The sequence below is a fragment of the Verrucomicrobiia bacterium genome (genome assembly GCA_035946615.1).
Classification (GTDB): domain Bacteria; phylum Verrucomicrobiota; class Verrucomicrobiia; order Limisphaerales; family UBA8199; genus DASYZB01.
On record DASYZB010000108.1, the window covers coordinates 36581 to 54920 of the forward strand.

An 18340-nucleotide genomic window follows, 5' to 3' on the forward strand; every position below is an offset into this window, starting at 1 on the left:
CACCTAAAAATCCACCTCCACCTTGCGGGTAGCGGCTTGGTTCATGAATTGAACCCACAACAATCTCTGCGCGGCTGAGTATTCGAATGAATCGACCTTCTGCCCATCGAGAATGACAGAGCGTGGAGCCGCCGGAGCCTGGATGAGCACCCTTGCGGGCGTGCCGGCCACCCCTTCGACAGTCAGGGAAAGCTTTGCGCTGTCACCCTGGACCGCCAAGGCCCTGCCGGCAGAGGCGAGCAGGCGCGGAGAACCGGCGGGCATCTTGTCGAGATCGAGCAGAAAAAGCCGGGAACCAGCCGCCAAAGTCACGCTGGCGTGGAGGCGCAGTTCCGGATCGAGGAGGTTGATTAAACGCCCGCGCACAGCCATCGGCTCACCGGGAATCGACTCGTCTAAGCCAGCAGCAATCACATACGGCCCACGCCGCAGCAGCAAATAATTGGTTTCCTTCCATTCGAGCCCCAAGCGTGTCGCCGCCTCTTGGACGGCTGTTACCAAAATGGAGTCGCCATCAGTAGCGGCAGCCAATGCCGCGGGGTCCTTTCGCAGCCAGGTCACAAAACCCTTTCCGACACTGACAGGGTGTGGATCGGAACTGAAGTTGTGCCCGGCAATGCCGAGTTGCTCGAAGAGGTGCTCTCGAGGTGTCGCGAAGTGACGCGAACCGCTATTCCACCATTCGCGAACTGCGTTGAATGGGTCCGCGTCGTCATCCACCACGACGAGCGCCCCGCCCGCCCTTACCCAGTCAGCCAAAGACTTGTGCACCTCAGGTCCGAGTGGTTTTTGCCCGTGATAAGTCAGCAACAGCAACTTGAAGCCATTTAAAAAATTCGTAATAACGAGATTCTCCAGTTGGACGGGCGCGACGGGCATTCCGCGCTTGAGCAGGGGCAGGGCCAGTCCATAAACCTGGCTGAGATGCGCGTCGCTCGGGTCGGGTTCGCCGCGCTCGAACATTAACGAGTCGCTTACCAGCACGCCCAGGCCGCGCGTGCCGCAGTCCCACTTGATGCTCGATTGATTCATGTCATTGAGCGCATTCATCACGGTCTGCAACTCAGTGGCATAGCCTGGCGGAATTCCCTTCCGTTCCTCGCGTGGGGCGCGCCGGGGATATTTGCCGGCAAAGACGCGCTCAGGCCAGGGGGCGACTTCGTAACGCCACACTTCGGGTTGGAAGAGAGAAGCCACCAGCGTTGATTCCCAGTTCACGCGGTAATCGTCCCAGGTATGGTTCGGGTTATCCTCAACGGGGTCGTTCAGGTACCAGACCCGCCGGCCCGTGGCATGGACCAGGTTTTGCATCGCGCCGTATTCGAGAAATGCGGTTTCGAAGGTGCGCTCGCGCAGTTGGCCATGGTAGAGGTTGGGGGTGCGCGAGGTGCCAGTCCAGACCTGGGCAATATAACCGTCGCACCCATCAATGCGGGCGAGGCTGGATTCGGGGCTGACGATGCGCCAGTGCGCATAATTGAGCAGGCTATGCGTGGGCACATAACAGCGCACGTGCCGGCCCGAGCGGCGGTTGTAGGCCTGGACGTAATCAAACACTTGTTCCAACGCGCGGCGGTACAGGAAATATTTGAGCTTCGAAGCGCGCCATTGGGCATCCACCGAGCTGTAGGGCGGCTGCCAATCCTCGTCATAGTAACGGCGCCACTCGCGCTTGAACCCCTCGGAGTAGCCGCCACGCACCCAGAATTCGGGTTCCTCGAGATGGATGGCCTCGGTGCCCGCATCCAGGGCCCGTTGAACACCAACGCACAAGAACTTCCCGTAATTGGTTCCCGGGCACATGTAATAGACATCGCCGCCGTGGCCGATCTTTTGTCCGCTCTTCTCCGTCTGGGCTTCATCCTCGTGGTTAACGCCGTCGAACCGGCCATAGAGATAATCCTGGTAAGAGCCCCACGAAACGCCGGTCATGACGTGGATGCGGTAGCCGTGCTCGCGCCAGGTCTGGATGCGCCCGGGCAGGCCAGGGTCAATCCCATAAACAATGGCAACATCCGAGCGGAGGTCACCGGCCCCACTCCATGCCTGGCCGGTTTGAAAGCAGGTCCGTTCCAGCGCCTGCTGCGCATCCAGCGGAAACCCAGTCAGCCATAAAAGAAGGCAAAGAGCGCAAAGGAACAGGGATTTGGACCGCACACGACACAACTTAAAGACTCGAAAACAGTAAAGTCTCTTTGCGATGCTTGCGTTCTTTCGCGGCTGCTTCATTTCCTGAAAGGCATCAAACCGAAGTGCAGCACGAGCCAGATCGGCACAGCGAACAGGGTGATTGCGCCCAATCGCTCCCAGGTCCATGAAAGGTAATGCGCCTGGATGGGGTAGATGGCAATCATGAAATAATTGCTGAACCGGGTTTTACCCAGAAATGAGCAATATTTTGGGTATCGGTGACGCAGTCCGCTGATCAGGGCGACCAGCCCAAATGCCAGAACCAGGATGGTGACGAACAGGTTGATCTCGATGTGAGGGGTTGCCATTGAACCCAGCACCACGCGTTTTTCCACGCGCGGGTTGAGCGTTTGCAGGTGATAAAAATAAACCCATTGCGCGCCCGCCCACAGGAAGCTGAAGCCGGTTTGAATGGCGGTGCGGAAATTGGCTTTGGCGGAGGTCAACTCGCTTGCGAGCAGGCCGAAATAAAGCGGCACAATCCCCCAAATCAGGGTGATATGCTGGAACGGCGTGACGATCAGTTCCGCAAAAGTACTCCAGTAATCGTGACTCATGGCGCCGGAGAACCAGCATCACGGGACGCGGTTGCGGATGTCATTGAGCAATTGGGCGATGACCTCCTGCCGGGGTTTGGCGCCCAGACTGCCCTTGCCATGCACCCGGACGCTCACGGCGTTGGCGGCCATGTCCCGCGGCCCGACCACCAGCATCGTATGGACCTTCGCCTGCTCGGCTTGCCGGATTTTGCCGTTGATCTTGTCGTTCGAGTAGTCACCTTCCGCGCGCACCATTTGGGCGCGCAGTTCCTGCACCATGCTTTTGGCGTAGTTCACCAGCGGCTCCTCCTCACCAATCGTCAGTACGCGGACCTGCTCGGGCGCAAGCCAGAGCGGGAAATTGCCGGCATAATGCTCGATGAGAAAGCCGATGAACCGCTCGTGCGTGCCCAGCGGCGCGCGGTGGATGCAGAGCGGAGTCTTCTCGGTATTGTCCTTGTCCCGATAGACAAGGCCGAACCGTTTTGGCACGGCGAAATCCACCTGGTTGGTCGTGAGGGTAAACTCGCGGCCACTAACGCTCTGGACCTGCAAATCAATCTTTGGGCCGTAAAAAGCGGCTTCGTTCGCCACCTCGATGTAGTTGATGCCCGAATTCTTGAGCGTGTCGCGCACCATATCTTCGGTTTGTTTCCAGAGGTCCGGTTCATTGACGAATTTGGCGTTGTCCCCCGTCAAGCGGGAAGGGTCGTGCGTGCTGAAGCGCATAACGTAGTTGTCGATGCCGAAGATTTTGAAATACTTGAGATACATCTCGTTGACCGCGTTGAATTCCTGGGCGAATTGCTCCGTGGTGCAGTAGATATGCGCGTCGTTCATGCTGAGCGAGCGGACGCGCATCAGGCCGAAGAGTTCGCCAGACTGCTCATAGCGGTAGCAGGTGCCGTATTCGGCCAGACGCAAGGGCAGGTCCCGGTAACTGCGCGGTTCGGCCGCAAAGACGCGGTGGTGATGCGGGCAGTTCATGGCCTTGAGGTAATACTTGGTTGGAGCGTTGGAGCGTTGGAGCGTTGGAGCTTCCGGGGAACCGTCCTGCCGCACGCCCTCAGCGCCTTCGAGTATTTCCATCGGTGGGAACATTGAATCCTTGTACAGGTGCGGCAGATGGCCGGAGGTGAGATACATCTTTTCCTTGGCGATATGCGGCGTCTTCACGCGCACATAGCCGGCCTGGAACTCAGTTTCCTTGGCCAGTTTCTCCAATTCCTCCGCAATGGCCGCCCCCTTGGGCAGCCAGAGGGGCAACCCAGGGCCCGTAAACTCCGGATCAATCGTGAACAGGCCCATCTCCTGGCCAATCTTGCGGTGGTCTCGGCGCTTGGCCTCTTCGAGCATCTTAAAGTGGGCATCGAGCTCCGTTTTGTTCTTGAAGGCGGTGCCATAAATGCGCTGGAGTTGGGGGTTCCTCTCATCGCCTTTATAGTAAGCGCTGGCGACGCTGGTCAGCTTGAATGCGCCGATATTCCCGGTGCGCATCACGTGCGGCCCGGCGCATAAGTCGATGAAGTCGCCGCTCTTAAAATAGGAAATCGGTTCGCCCTCGGGAATATCCGCCAGGTTTCCCAGTTTGAATTTGCTCGGGGCGGGCCGGTCGCTCAGCGCGCCGAGCCGTCCCTTTTCTGCGTCCTTCATCGCCTGGTCGCGGGCGACAATAATCTTCTCGAAGGGATGATTGGCTTTGATCTCCTTGCTCATCTCGGCTTCGATGGCGGGGAAATCCTCCGGGGCAATCCGGTGGGGCAATTCCACATCGTAATAGAAGCCGGTTTCGACGGCGGGGCCGGAGGCGAATTGGGCCTCGGGCCAGAGCCGCAGAATGGCGGTGGCCATCACATGGGCGCAGGAATGCCGCAGCCGCTCCAAATCGGTCATCCGGTTGCGCTCGTCCAGCGATTTCCTTTCAGGCGGTTGTTTATTGGGTTCCATAGATCACATGTCGCGCGCCCGCATCGCGAGCCGGCGGCGGATTTCCTCGCGATTGCGCGCATCGTAAAACTCGACGGGATTATAATCATCCGTCAACACACGGCCATGCGCGGTTGAAATCTCCACAATACTGTCAAAAGCGATGCTGGTATCGCGGCGCGCTTCGATGTGGACAGATTCGAAATCCGGCTGGCGCAGCACCATCGGATGCGGGTGGTCGGTCGCCATGAAAAACATCGCCCCGGTCCCGCTGGTCCTCGCCACCACACCGGGAAAGACAGTTTTGAGGGTCTTGTTCAGCGAGGTCGCAAAAAAATCACGCCCCTCATCCAATTCGGCAAAGCAATTGATGACCAGCACCCCGCCCGGACGCAACACGCGCGCCATCGAGGCAAAGGCCTCACGGGTGAACAAGTGCGACGGGGAAGAATCGCCCAGAAACGCATCAAGCACCACGGCGTCATATTTTTTATGGCAGCGATTCAGATAATGCCGGGCGTCATCGAATGTAATGTGGAGTTTGTGGGGTTGCAGGTTAAAGAACCGCCGTGCCACCTCTTCGACGGGTGGATTAATCTCGACAACATCCACCCGCGCGCCCCGGCGGGCGAAGTCCATTGGGACAACCCCAATCCCCAGGCCGATGCACAGGGCGTCGTTGATGTTGGTGTTGTAAGCGGCGGCCATGTACGAAAGCATGTAGGTGAAGGTCGATTCGCTCTGGCGCAGTTTCGGATCGTAAGTATTCTGGATCAGATTGTCATCCAGATAAAAGCGGCAGTAACCATCGCGCAGATCGACCACTTGGAGTTCGCCGAAATGCGAGTTGCGCCGGAACAGCTCGACGACATTTCGGTATTCCCGTGGACGGCTTTGATAGAGGCTGGCTACCCCAGCCACGGCTAAAAGCAGCAGGCCCAGCAGAGGCGGGCCGTAGCGGCGTGCAAAGAAGCCAAAATACCCGGCGCAGGCCAACACCAGGACCACCGCTGCGGTGTACATCGCAAAGGAATTTGGCATCAGCGGAATCATTAAATAGCCAATCGCCATCGTGCCGGCGAAGCTGCCGAGAGTGCTGACAGCCGTCAATCGGCCCACATTCCCGCCCACACCTGCGACCGAGGAGGTCAGGACGCGAACCAGGAATGGCGCGGTCATGGCCAGCAACGCCAGCGGCACAAAAAAAAGAATGGTTGAAGCCAGCAGCGACCCGAACGCCAGGTTGAAATCCAGGCACCAGTACGCTACGGGTTCACAGATTAGCACCGTCAGAACCAAATAACCCGCCGCTCCCAGAATCGCCCAATAGAGCGGACTCAAGCGCTGTGTGCGGTCCGCCAGCCGGCCTCCGGCATAATAACCGCACGCCAAGGCGACCAGGGTCACCGCGATCTGTGCCGTCCAGACGAAATGGGACATGCCGACATAAGGGGAAAGCATTTTGGCGCCAAGAATCTCCACAATCATAATCACGGCGCCGGTTGTTGCGGCGGTCAAATAGAGATAACGCCGCAGCCCGTTCGACAAGGCGGGCTCCGGCGCCGGCCCCGCCGCAGGCGCAGACTTCTGTCCGAGTGCAGGTGCAGACTTCACAGCAAAAACTTGTACGCGAGCCAAGAGATTGGAGCAATCTTTTCCGGCGCCAGCCGCTCGATTCGGGCTTGCGCGGGCGTTTTTGGAGGCTACCCTGTTGAACGTGGCGTGGTTTACTGACCGGCATTTTTTTCTTCTGGCTGTACTGGTTTACGGATTAAGCATGACTTATTCCGTGTTCCTGTGGCGCAAGGGGTTTCGCCGGGATGATCACGTCAATTATGTCGTATTGCTTGCCGGGTTCATCCTGCATACGACGGCTATGGTCTTGCGCGGGTTTCGCCTGAATCATTGCCCCGTCACCAATCTCTACGAAGCAACCACCTTCGCCATGTGGACCATTGTGGCGGTGTATTTGGTCGTCGGGCTCTGGCCAAAGCTGCGGTTCCTGGGGGCATTTGCGTCGCCGGTCCTTTTTGGCATTGGCATCTTCGCTTTAATGCCCAATCTCGATGGACCCCAAGGGACGCGTCCGGACCTGCCGATGGCAGTGACCAGCGTCCATGCGGCACTGATGGCGCTCTCGTATGGGGCGTTCGGGTTGAGTTCCGTTGCGGCCCTGATGTACTTGACGCAGGAAAACAACCTCAAACTGCACAAGCTCCAGGCGGTTTTTTCGCTGCTGCCCCCAATTCAACGCCTCGAAACTTTGGTGGGGCGCCTGCTCTTGAGCGGCTTTTGCCTCCTTACACTTGGGTTGGGGCTGGGCGCTTACGGGCTGACCTGGCTCAAGAATTTCGAGACCTACCGCGGCGACCCCAAGATTGTCTGGTCGGTGGTGGTGTGGCTGCTGTACCTGGGGTTGATTATCATGCGCTGGAGGTTTGCGCAAACCGGGCGGCGTTTCGCTTTGGGCGCAATCGGAAGTTTCGTGTTTGTGTTGCTCACGTTCTGGGGCGTCAATGCGCTCTCCCCGCTGCATAACCCTTGACAGGACATGCCCATCGTTGTCATTGGTCTGAGCCATCATTCCTCTGCGGTCACCGTGCGGGAGCGATTGGCTTTTACGGAGTCGCAGATTCCCGCTGCGCTGCAAACACTGCGCGATTCGGGAAATGCCTCCGAAGCGGTCATCCTGTCCACCTGCAACCGCGTTGAGGTGTACGCTGCTACTTCTTTGGAGCCGTCCAAAGCGTTTGAGGCTTTGCAAGAGTTCCTGGTCACTTGCCACGATTACCGTGACCCGTTGAACGAAGGGTTTTATGCCTATGCCGAGCCGCAGAGCTTGCATCATCTGTTTAAGGTTGCTTGCGGCTTGGATTCGATGGTCCTTGGCGAAACCGAAATCCTGGGTCAGCTCAAGAAGGCCTACGACCTTGCGCTCCAAAGCGGCCATACCGGTGGCCGCCTCAACAAGGCCTTTCAGCGCGCATTCAACGTCGCAAAGCATATCCGCTCCTCGACCAATATTCAGCGCGGGAGCATCTCGATTGGCTCCGTGGCGGTGGAACTGGCGGAGAAAGTGTTCAGCGACCTTCGCGAGCGGCAGGTCATGGTCATCGGGGCAGGGGACACTGGTGAAAAGACGGCGCGCGCGCTGCTCTCGCGCGGGGCTCGGAGCATCATCGTCACAAACCGCTCCTACGAAAAAGCCCAGGCCCTGGCGCAGGAACTGGGCGGGCGCGCGGTGCGATTCGATGATTGGGCCACGGAGTTTGAGCAAATCGACATCGTTATCAGCAGCACCGCCGCACCGCATTGCATTCTGGACCGCCCCAAGCTCGAGCCGCTGATGAAGCTGCGCCGCAATCGGCCCTTGTTGTTGATCGATATCGCCGTGCCCCGTGATATTGCGCCGGAAGTCAACTTCATGGAGAACGTGTACCTATTCAACATCGACGACTTGCAGGCCGTTGCGGACGGTTACCTCAAGCAGCGCCAGGAAGAAGTGGCGCGTTGCGAGCAGATCATCCGCGAGAAGGCGGCGGCGTTGATAGGTTACGAGGGCAGGCCCGCTCCCGGCCCGCGCGAACCCAAGCCCGCCTTTGGAGGACGATGAGCCACGAGGAAAATTTGGGGGCAGATAAGCATCCCATTTTCATTGCCACCAGGGGCAGCGCCCTGGCGTTGGCTCAGGCCAATATGGTGCTCGCCCAATGCCGGGCGGCTTTTCCAAGACTGACTTTTGAGCTGAAAATCATCAAAACAACGGGAGACAAGCTCCAGACCGCCTCGATGGCGCAGGAAGGGATTACTCTGCCTAAGGGGCTGTTCACTAAGGAACTCGAAGTGGCCTTACTGAAGCACCGGGCAGACCTGGCGGTTCATAGCCTGAAAGATTTGCCAACCGAATTGCCCTCGGGTCTCAAACTGGGGGCGGTGGGCAACCGGGCCGATGTCCGCGACGTGCTCATCTATCGCGATGCCCAATACCTCCTCTCCGCAGAAGCCAAGCTGCAATCGACGCAATGCTCGCCTGGCCAATTCAAGCGCCGCGGGTTCAAGCCCGGCCTGCGCATCCAGGACCTTCCCGCTGGCGCGGTTGTAGCCACCAGCAGCACGCGACGCCGGGCGCAATTGCTGGCAGTCAATCGTGCACTGAAAGCTCCGGACATTCGGGGTAACGTTCTGACACGGCTGCAAAAACTCGCCGAAAAACCGGAACTCGACGCGACTCTGCTGGCATTGGCGGGCTTGACCCGGCTTAATTTTTCGGTGACAGCCGACGGACGGTTGGGGGGCGAGGCCGTTCCGGACGGGTTGCTGGCAACGGTCCTGGATACGGAGGTTATGCTTCCTTGCGTGGGCCAGGGCGCCATCGGGATTGAGATTCGGGAGCAGGACGAGCGGCTGGACGCCATCTGCGAAGGGCTGAATCATTTCAATACGCGCCAGTGCGTGACTGCTGAGCGGGCATTTCTGGCCGCAATGGGGGGCGGCTGTCAAAGCCCCGTGGCAGGATACGCGGAGGTCATCGGAGATAAACTCCGGTTGCGGGCGCTTTCCTTTGCCAACGGCCCGATGCGCATGGCCGAAGCGACGCGTCCGCTGAACGAGCCGGCCGAATTGGGCCAGCAGCTCGCTGCAGAGCTACACTAAATGTCCGGAGTTACCGAGGAGTCCCTAACATGAACTCTATCTCTAATCTGGAAAAGCTTCTCCGTCTCCCCTTCCGCCCCTTGCGCAGGGCCAATGACAAGGTTCAGTTCCAAACCTTTGTAGGAGACGACGTAAGGAGTCTCTGATCAAGAGTGTCAGTCTGGCCGCCTTTGGTTCACCCGGAAGTTGCTGATCAGAGACTCCTTACGTTGTCTCCTACACTCAGGAATGGCGGCTCTCACCATCCGAAGAACCGATACGGGTCGTCCCACTCGGTGGGGTGGGTGAGGTACAGGCCGTCAAGCCAACGACCGGCGCTTGGGTCGGGGATCGGCTCAAAACGCACATCAGCGAGCCACAGTTTGCCGGTGCCATTGAACCAGATCTGGAACTTTGTGCCTTTGGTGGCGGTGTCATTGGCTTGGAGGACGAACGAGTTGGTCTGCCATTCCGCTTTTGGCGCGAAGGTTTGATAGTCAAGCAGGGCTTGCCAATTGGCCGTATTTTGCACCGTCCAGGTGATCTCCCTGGCGGTCAGGCCCTTGGCCCTGGTGCGGAGTGATAGCCGATACCACTGGGCGCGTCGGATGGGCACGTCGTGCTGGGCAAGCATAACTTCAGGCGGCTTGGCGCCCTTCGCAATGGATGGCACGGTGATGACTTGAGTCCAGCCGCCTCCCGTCCTGTCCAATTTTTCCCGTGTACAGAGAGCGCCTTTGGGGCTCGCGCTGAACTCCCATTCGTCGGCCACTCCCTCGCCGTTGGCAGCGGCACTGAAATCCCCATTTCTGATGAGCGACGGCCCGTTGACTCCGCCCACCGGTTCACTGAACCGCTCCAGCAGTGGTGTCGAGCCATCCACCCCGAGGTTTCCCAGGAGCCGGCTGACGGCGAACGAGGCGCGCCGGAAAGTGCGGCGTTGGTTAAAGTGCTCGGGGGTCTGGTCGAAGGACCACGGCGTGAGTTGGCAGAAGACAACCTTCCCAAGGGTTGCCAGCACCCCATCGCCATACACCGTTGCACCCGCGCTCACGAGGGGTAGTTGGCGTGGGTCGCGGTTATGCACGTCGGCTGGGGAAACCCCCACCAACAGGGAATCGGCCCTGAATGGAGCAAAGGCGGCCGCGATATGCTCTGCGGATTTCATTGTCACCTTTGTTGGCAGGAACGAGTTTGCCTCGCCCTGGTCGAGTCCGAGGGCCAGAACGCGGCCTCCCGCTTGAATCCAATCCGTCGTGGCTGCGGCATTCGCAGCGAGCGCGCGGTCTCCGCCCGGCGCCACTATGAGCACTTGGTCCTCTGCTGGCGGTTCTCCTTTGAAGGGTGCGGCATCAATCCCGCAAGCTGTCAGCCATGCCTGGCCGGCAGGGTCGCCAGCATACATCGCGGTGCGTCTCGGTTCGGGGCGCCAGGCGGCCACATACCGCAGGATGTTGTTCGCCAGGGTCTCGGCGGCTGGCTCGCTCTCGGTGCGCGCGGTCACATCCATTTGGCAGAAAAGGACCATGCCGCGGCCCTCTCGGTATTCGAGCAACGGGCTGTATTGGAGGGCATAACCGCCATCAAGGATTGGCAGGAAATCGCCCCGAGTCGGTTTCTCAATCAGCACCGAGGCGACGTCACCCCAGTTGCCGCAGCGCCATAGACGGGTGACTTCCAGACCGCACCAGCGCACGGTGGGTGCGCCACTGTACCGTGGACTCAACTTGTAATCCAGGACAGGAGATAACAGCGTGGAAGCGCCGCGCCAATCGCGAAGGTTTTCAGCCTTAAGTCCGACCAGCAGCGGGCTATCCGGCACGCGCGGCCAGACCTGTCGCAGCCAGTATTCCTCGACCTTAAAGCCAAGCCGTTTTTCCAGCGCGCTGGCGGTCTGCTCGAACACGATAACCTTAAGGCCGTCGCGGACACGTTCGAGAGCGGGCGCGGGTTCGTTCACCGTGAGGGCGCCTTTGCCAATCACCAATACGTCAAAGGCCTCAAGGTCCGCCGCAGCATCCACCAAGCGAAAAGAAACCCCGAGCCCAGCCAGCCATTTGGCCGTCCGACCGGGTGGGTCAAAGAGCGCCGTTCGCGAATTCAGGCGCGGCGGCGCCGGACGCGGAATAACATCGAGCGTGAAGGCGTCGTCCTGTCTCTCGCCGGTGCTGGAACTAAACGCTGCATCGATTCGGTAATGGCCCGGCGCCTGGTTTGCGGGAAGCTTGATGATGACCGGGACACGCACCTGGTCGCCGGCAGGCACAGTGAGCTGCTGAGCGCCGGAAATTGCTGGCGCGAGATCGGTGGACCACCAGGCTTGTCCGTTGAGCGTGAGTCGGGTGTTATTGATCACGATGAGCTGCTTTTCAACCGTTTCACCGGGATAGAAAGTATGGTCCTTGGTGGTGAAATGCTCCGGTTTGCCGGCGAGCCAAGCCAGCAGTGGCATGTTATTCCGCAGCAAAGACTGGGCCGTGGGTAAGGCGATCCAGTCGGACCGCTTGTAGGCCAAATCGAACCGGGCATACGTGCGGTCAATAAAATCGGGGCTGTAGCCGGGGCGCTGGACGTTGTCCCAATCGACGGGAAGTTCCAGGCGCTGGTGCTGGAAGCCATCGCGCAATTTCCAGAAGCGATCATGCTCCCAGGGTGAATTGCCCGAAAGGCCCCAGGTGCGGAACGCGCGCCAGTTATCGGTGGTGTAGGCGGCCTGCACGGGCTGCAACTCGTCTAATCGGGCGTCGCCCACCGGGAAGGGATAGTCCCAGCGATGCCAGCCGCGCCGTTGCCGGAACTGCTGCGCCTCCCAGCGCAGGTTGCGCTTTTCCCTGTCAGTAGGCCGCATCACCCAGGAATTGAGCATTCCATTCGGCGACACAGTATTCCCAGGGCACAGCAGCGCTGCCGAACTCACGCTGGCCGTTGAACCAGCCGCGGTACATCGCCCAATCCCAGCCAAAGGGCGCGCCATACTCGACCAGCAGGAGGGGTTTGACCCCGGCGTTCGACCAGTGCTCGAACCAGTCGTCCAGCTCCTGAATGGGGACAAAGTTAGGGTAGAAATTGAGCGTGTACATCGCGCTGAGGTTGCCCGAGGAGTGGTGATAAACGACTCGAGTTGGGTCCAGCCGTTTCACAATGGCCTCACAACGCAATGCGCGAGAAGTGTTGCGCGCAGCCCACTGGTCCCGGCCATCGGTTAAACCGTCCATCGTCAGGGGGTTCATGTCCTCGTTGTAACCGGTGGCATTATGGCTCATCGCGTAAGCGACCACCGAGGGATGGCTGCCGGCGACGCCCACGTAAAACGCCGCGTGCCCCGCGTAGCCGTTGGTCTGGTCGGCCTCGGGACTTTCCCACTGATAGGCGCTGAAGTGCGGCTGGGACAAAGCCACCAGCATCCCGGTGTCATCGGCCGCGCGCAGGATTTCCTCGAAACTCAGGTGCGAGCCGGGTTCGCAGCCGTAGTTGTGGGTATAGACAAAGTTGATGCCGAAACTCTTCAAGCGCTCGAGGCTCTTTTTGGTTGCCGCATAGGTCGCCGCTGCCGCGCCAACGGCCGCGTTGTCCAGGGGGACCAGGGACAGGAACAACCGGGTGCCGTTAAGGTAGAAATCCCGGCCCCGAACCCAAAACTCACGGAATCCGAATTGAACAGGCAAGGCGGTGTCCGATGCCCGCCCGTTCGCATCGAGGAGTGACAACTCGGCGCGATATTGGTTTTGCGGGGTGTTAATGTCCCAGAGTTTGGGAGCCTTCCAGGCCGCCGAGAAACTCACGGAACCGTTTGTCACATCGATGACCCGGAAGCTCGGGCCGGTGAACTCCGCCACCTGCGCGCCCTCGTCCGTGATTCGGGCGCGCAGGCGATAGCGCCGGTCGGCGGCCAATCCAGCCAACCTGGTTTCAAAGGTGATCTGGCCCTGGCGCACCGAGGTGGCGATGCGGACATCGCCCAGGCGCGCCCCAGCCGGTTCGCTGACCAGCCACGCGTCGCCGCAGAGGCCGCGGCGTTCAACCCTGCCCTTGCGTTGCCGGGCGGTGTTGGTGTCGCTGTAGGATTCCAGCACGGCATTGAGCGGCATGGCTATAACCAGCAGGCTCAGGACATGTGTGGCCCCCGGACGCACCGCACCCGAAAGGTCCACCTGGCCTCCTGGAAAGCGGATTTCGCCCACCTGGCGGCCATCCACATATACGGCTGCGTAGGAATTCAGATACTTCAAATCGAGGCTGATGCGTCTGCCGGCCCAGTTTGTGGGAATGGTGATCGTCCGTTCGTACCAGGCGCTCCTGACTTCGGCGAGATTTGTGTTCGTCCAATCCGGATGCCGGTAGAGCGTTTGGTAATCGCTCTGCAAGTAGTCCTCGATGCCCGGCCAGCAAGCAGGGACCTTGTAGTAACCCCAAGCCGTGGCTGGCGCTTGTCGAGCGTTCTCCGTCGCTGGTTGCCAGCGCCAAAGTCCATTGATGCAAAGCCGTTCGCGAGTGGGGGTGGTCTCGCGCCAAGCCTTGTTCAGGTCCCATACCGCTTTAACTCCCGATGGCAGGTCCGCGGCTGCGCTGTCAGAGACCGCTGCCCGGCAAGTCAACGCGAACATCGCCACGAACGCGCCGACGAGAACGCCCCAGACGCGGTTAGCTGGGGTGCTATTGGATGCATGAGAGGGCAGGGTGCCGGGCGGGTCGGAGCTTGTCATAGCTGTCTGTCCTAATAAGCAGAATCGGCGTGCCAAGCAAGCATCGTTCTCGTCCTCTTCCTCGCCCCCGTGCTCGAATCTTTAAAAAAGAGATCGCCTTCCTGTTCGACCGTGAAGAGTTTGCTTTCGATCCTCGCTCCTTGCAGCCAGGGAAGCGGAGTCCGACTTTGAGGAGCGAGTGCAGCCGTCCCTCCGGCACTAATTGCAAGCCCGGATGTCACCCAACGTTAAAACGTTGGGCTATTCTCGGGTGCCCCTCCGGGACAAGGATTGCCAGCCACAAATCTATGGGCATTGACTGTGGGCATTCATATCCCCATGAACGCGGGCGATTTACCTACGGCGGGAATTCCTCGTGCTGGTGGGTAGCACAGCTATTGACACAAAGGGAATTCGGCGGCGCGAGCCCGATGCCAACGGAGCGCCTGAGAGAGCTTTTTGGCACCGACACGCCGGCGCGCGCGATGGCGAGAGCAACTTGAAGATTCCGAACACGGACGCAAGGGGCGCACACGGAGTTAACCCCAATGAAAAATCTGTTCCGGCGGAATCTGGCCTTTCCAAAAGCCGGCGGATATGCACAATGAGACAAGGTGATTGGAATGACGAGAACCTTCCCTAACCCACCTGCCCCTGTTGAAAGCAACACACAGGAGATTTATGAGCGCACTTACGGTTGAGGGGGCTAAAACTGTTCCCCCGGCTGCGGGCGCTTCGTTGCCGGGGCGTCTTGGTTCGATGGATGCCTATCGCGGGCTGGTCATGCTCCTGATGATGGGCGAGGTCCTGAGCTTTTCCCATGTGGCCCGGGCGCGACCAGACAGCCTTTTTTGGCGGTTCCTGGCCCATCACCAGAGCCATGTGGAATGGACCGGTTGCTCGCTACACGACCTCATCCAGCCCTCGTTCTCGTTCCTGGTCGGGGTGGCATTGCCTTTCTCGCTAGCCAGCCGTATCGCGCGAGGCCAATCGCGGGCGCGAATGACGATCCACGCCTTCTGGCGCGCGCTCGTCCTCATTTTGCTGGGTGTTTTCCTCCGCTCCATCGACAGATCTCAAACGTACTGGACCTTTGAAGATACCCTGACGCAGATCGGCATGGGTTATGGGATTCTGTTCCTGCTCGGGTTCCGCCCGGCGCGGGACGAGTGGATTGCTCTGGGGGTCCTCCTGGTTGGATATTGGGCCGCCTTCGCGCTCTACCCGCTGCCCTGGCCTGATTTCGATTATACGAAGGTCGGTGTTCCAAAGGACTGGCCGCACCTGATGACTGGTTTCGCCGCGCATTGGAACAAGAACAGCGACTTTGCGTGGGCGTTTGATACGTGGTTTTTGAATCTCTTTCCGCGTGAGCACCCGTTTTTGTATAATGACGGTGGGTATGCCACGTTGAGTTTCATTCCCACACTGGGCACGATGGTTCTGGGCTTAATTGCGGGCGGGGTGCTGCGCAGCCAACGCGAGCCGCTGGCCAAAGTGAGATGGCTGGCCACAGCCGGAGTCATCGGATTGGTCTTGGGCGCGGCGCTGGGCTGGCTGGGCATTTGCCCGGTAGTCAAACGTATCTGGACGCCAAGCTGGACGCTATTCAGCGGCGGTTGGTGTTTCCTGCTGCTGGCCGGATTTTATGTGGTCATGGATGTTTGGGGGCGCAAGCGGTGGGCGTTTGCCCTGGTGGTTATCGGAATGAACTCGATTGCGGCCTATTGCATCGCCCATTTGTTCGAGGGATTTGTATCGAGCAGTCTCAACACGCACCTGGGTTCGCATATTTTCCTGGCCTTCGGGTCGGCGTATGCGCCCCCCTTGCATGGGGCGGCGGTGCTGCTTGTATTCTGGCTGATGCTTTACTGGATGTACCGCCGGAAGATATTTTTGAGGATTTAGAAAATTCCGAACCGGAGAGAGAACCGTCTCCGGCCTGAGACGGCGAGCCACGCGGCGAGCACGATTAACAAAACGTTCTCGGCGAGCTTATGGCATATCCAGACCGCGCCGGCGCCGCAGCCGCAATCAAACCGGATGGCGCAAAGGGGCAATTTCTGGGCGGCAGCCAGGGCCAAGGCATGCCGGAGCACCACGGCTGTGAAAGGCGCCAGCATCATCACGAGCACCAAACTTGCCCCCCGGACTGCCACGCCGGCCAGCAACAGCAGGCCGCAAAAAACCTCGAACCAGGGGAGGGTTGCAGCGATTGAATTCAATAGGAACGGACTGGCAACCAGCTCATACTGCCGCACGAGTTTGAGGAACTCGACCGGGTGCAGCGCCTTGTTCAAGCCCAGGTAAACAAAGAGGACGCCCAGGCTCCACCGGGCCAGCACGGCGGCCACATCCCAAAGGCCATTCTTCCAGGCGCAACCTGTCGGCTCGTGCGGCGTCTGGCCAGGGGCCGCCGGACCATTTGCAAGTTTCGATGTGGAACAATCACCCTCGACCATTTTAATGGGCTTTCTGAATGTCGCCGCTATTGCGCGCCCCAACTTCAATCGGCAGGCCATTGGAAGACCATTCCGTAATCCCGCCGCCATAGACGAAGAGCTTTTCCTTTGGCACGTCGGCTGCCGCCAGGAAACTGGCCGCCTCCTTGCTGTCTTCGCACTCGCCGCCATTGCAATAGACCAGAATCTGTTGCGCCAATTGGCAGGCAGGCAGCACATCTGAAAGATATTTATCCGGGTAATACCGATCGAATTCATAAGCCCCCGGGATGTGGCCGCCACGATAATGCTCCTCATCACGGGCGTCGATAAAGAGGATCAAATTCTGATTGCGCCCCGGGTCGTGGAACAACCGCAAGGCCTCATTGCCATCGGCGAAGTGAAAGCCCAGCTCGCGGATTTGCGAGGCGAGGGCTGCTGCTGTCGATGTCGGAGCCGCAACCGCCCGGGCAGGGGATGGATTTGTGAACTCATCGGCAGGACTAAGAGCGGGATGGTCATGTGGAAAATAGTTCCTGCCCAGGCTCAGCCCTCGTGGTGAAAGGCCGTTGGCCACGAAAGACAAGGCCATGCCGAGACAGGCCACCAAAAGCCCCTCGAGCAAAACTTTCCTCACAGGGCGCTCCCTTACTGAACCGCTTTGGCTGTAGGCGCAATGGCCGTCGGGGGGTTTGGCATTGGCGGGCGGCCAAGGAACCGGGATGGGGCCAGTTGCGGCGCGCGGCCTGCCTGGAAGATCGGCACCTGGATTAAAGGGACGTGCGGATTGTTCGATTTAGCGGTGAACGCCACATGCTGGCCGGGAGGGATTTCGAATCCCGCAGGGAAGGTCAACTGGACAGCGTACAGCCGGCCCGGTTGCATCTCCTGGACCTGGACCTGGACCGGAGCCCCTGGGGCGTTGACCGTCGGGTCAGAGAGCGTCAGCGCATTGGTGCTATTGTTCTGAATGGTGAGCCGCGCGTTTGTCGGATTGCTGGAAGGGGCATTGAGGGTGAGTTGACTGGGATAAAGATTCAGCGGCGGACGCACATTAGCCCAAAAAAGGACGTCGATTGTCGGGGTGCTGGCAGAGGTCGTTTTCAAGGTGATTTTCCCACTCACGTTTCCCGGCCCCAAAGGTGGGACTGCTGTGATGGTCACTTCGTACTGCCTGCCGAACTCGTTTGTCCTGAGTTCCGCTCGAAAGGAGCGGTTATTGGACTCCGGGTCCATGACGATCAGGGGTTCAGCCATATTGTTTGTAATGCGCGCGGTGGTCGATGCAGTCGGTTCATCCGGAGAGACATTGAGCATCGGATAGGGAGGGGAAATCTCGATCGGCCTCCAAATGGTGCCTTTGAGTTGGAGCACAACTGTCGGCTGGCTTTTATCGTTTGAGGCAACGCTGATAGTCTTGAAGACCGGGCCGTTAAAATGGTCGCTGGCCATTTGAATAGGGATTTCGCCGGTCCCCCCGGGCAGGACTTTTCGGGTCCATTGGCCGGCGGTGGTGCAGCCGCAGGAGGGCTGCACATGGCTTATTTCCAGCACGCCGGTGCCGACATTGGTAAAAATATAGGTGTATTTGACTAACTCACCGGCTTTTGCTCGCCCGAAATCGTGGATGCTCGAGGCGAATTGAATCTTGGCGGCCGTGTGGTTTGTGCCGGGTATCTGGGGCGCGGGCGTGGCTGGTGTTGGCGCCAGAGGCGGATCGTGCGGAACAGCCAGGGCGGCTTGCAACCCGGCCAGCAACAGGCCGAGTACCGTGCTTTTAATTATTGTGCGCATATTACTTTTTTGCTCTTTAAATCATCTCAAAGACTGTCCGAGAAGGAAAGCTCATTCTGGGTCATGTTGGGCGCATCTTGACACTGCCACCGGAACGCCGGCTTCAGCCGGCAGCCAGTGTGTAATTCACCACCCC

At 59.4% G+C, this 18340-nt stretch carries 13 protein-coding genes; 4 read left to right on the plus strand and 9 right to left on the minus strand.

What is annotated here, in order from left to right; all coding sequences use genetic code 11:
• Window positions 1-3: 3 nt before the first annotated feature.
• From VG146_15550 to VG146_15565, 4 genes are all read right to left on the minus strand, one after another.
• Window positions 4-2157: a hypothetical protein gene (locus VG146_15550; protein HEV2393768.1), complete on the minus strand. Its 2154-nt coding sequence runs from the start codon at window positions 2155-2157 to the stop codon at window positions 4-6.
• Between the two features lie 68 nt (window positions 2158-2225).
• Window positions 2226-2747: a hypothetical protein gene (locus VG146_15555; protein HEV2393769.1), complete on the minus strand. Its 522-nt coding sequence runs from the start codon at window positions 2745-2747 to the stop codon at window positions 2226-2228.
• An 18-nt stretch (window positions 2748-2765) separates the two neighbouring features.
• Window positions 2766-4676 carry a threonine--tRNA ligase gene (gene thrS / locus VG146_15560; protein ID HEV2393770.1) on the minus strand — a complete coding sequence of 637 codons (1911 nt, stop codon included), beginning with the start codon at window positions 4674-4676 and terminating at the stop codon, window positions 2766-2768.
• A gap of 3 nt (window positions 4677-4679) precedes the next feature.
• Window positions 4680-6269, minus strand: a complete 1590-nt coding sequence (locus VG146_15565; protein HEV2393771.1) for a fused MFS/spermidine synthase — start codon at window positions 6267-6269, stop codon at window positions 4680-4682.
• Window positions 6270-6432: 163 nt separating this feature from the next.
• Between VG146_15565 and ccsA the strand changes: the two genes are divergently transcribed.
• From ccsA to VG146_15580, 3 genes are read left to right on the plus strand one after another with little or no spacing between them, the layout of a single operon-like run.
• On the plus strand, window positions 6433-7200 hold the full coding sequence (ccsA, locus tag VG146_15570) for a cytochrome c biogenesis protein CcsA (GenBank protein HEV2393772.1): 768 nt from the start codon (window positions 6433-6435) through the stop codon (window positions 7198-7200).
• A 6-nt stretch (window positions 7201-7206) separates the two neighbouring features.
• On the plus strand, window positions 7207-8268 hold the full coding sequence (hemA, locus tag VG146_15575) for a glutamyl-tRNA reductase (GenBank protein ID HEV2393773.1): 1062 nt from the start codon (window positions 7207-7209) through the stop codon (window positions 8266-8268).
• Complete coding sequence (locus tag VG146_15580; protein HEV2393774.1) at window positions 8265-9308, plus strand: hydroxymethylbilane synthase; 1044 nt, start codon at window positions 8265-8267, stop codon at window positions 9306-9308. Before hemA ends, VG146_15580 begins: the two co-directional genes overlap by 4 nt.
• Before the next feature lie 238 nt (window positions 9309-9546).
• On the opposite strand, the gene VG146_15585 is transcribed toward VG146_15580, so the two are convergent.
• Window positions 9547-12168 carry a hypothetical protein gene (locus VG146_15585; GenBank protein ID HEV2393775.1) on the minus strand — a complete coding sequence of 874 codons (2622 nt, stop codon included), beginning with the start codon at window positions 12166-12168 and terminating at the stop codon, window positions 9547-9549.
• Window positions 12122-13990, minus strand: coding sequence for a hypothetical protein (locus VG146_15590; protein ID HEV2393776.1), 1869 nt, complete (start codon window positions 13988-13990; stop codon window positions 12122-12124). The genes VG146_15585 and VG146_15590 overlap by 47 nt, the downstream gene beginning before the upstream one ends.
• A 660-nt stretch (window positions 13991-14650) precedes the next feature.
• On the opposite strand from VG146_15590, the gene VG146_15595 reads away from it, so the two are divergent.
• Entirely contained in the window at window positions 14651-15877 is a 1227-nt protein-coding gene (locus tag VG146_15595) for a DUF5009 domain-containing protein (protein HEV2393777.1), read from the plus strand.
• Here VG146_15595 and VG146_15600 read toward each other — a convergent pair.
• The 3 genes from VG146_15600 to VG146_15610 are packed head-to-tail and all read right to left on the minus strand — an operon-like array spanning window position 15874 to window position 18204.
• Window positions 15874-16431 carry a MauE/DoxX family redox-associated membrane protein gene (locus tag VG146_15600; GenBank protein ID HEV2393778.1) on the minus strand — a complete coding sequence of 186 codons (558 nt, stop codon included), beginning with the start codon at window positions 16429-16431 and terminating at the stop codon, window positions 15874-15876. The genes VG146_15595 and VG146_15600 overlap by 4 nt on opposite strands.
• A 1-nt stretch (window position 16432) precedes the next feature.
• A complete protein-coding gene (locus tag VG146_15605; GenBank protein ID HEV2393779.1) occupies window positions 16433-17047 on the minus strand; it encodes a rhodanese-like domain-containing protein in 615 nt (204 codons plus the stop codon).
• 11 nt (window positions 17048-17058) lie between these two features.
• Window positions 17059-18204: a DUF1573 domain-containing protein gene (locus tag VG146_15610; protein ID HEV2393780.1), complete on the minus strand. Its 1146-nt coding sequence runs from the start codon at window positions 18202-18204 to the stop codon at window positions 17059-17061.
• Window positions 18205-18340: the final 136 nt, after the last annotated feature.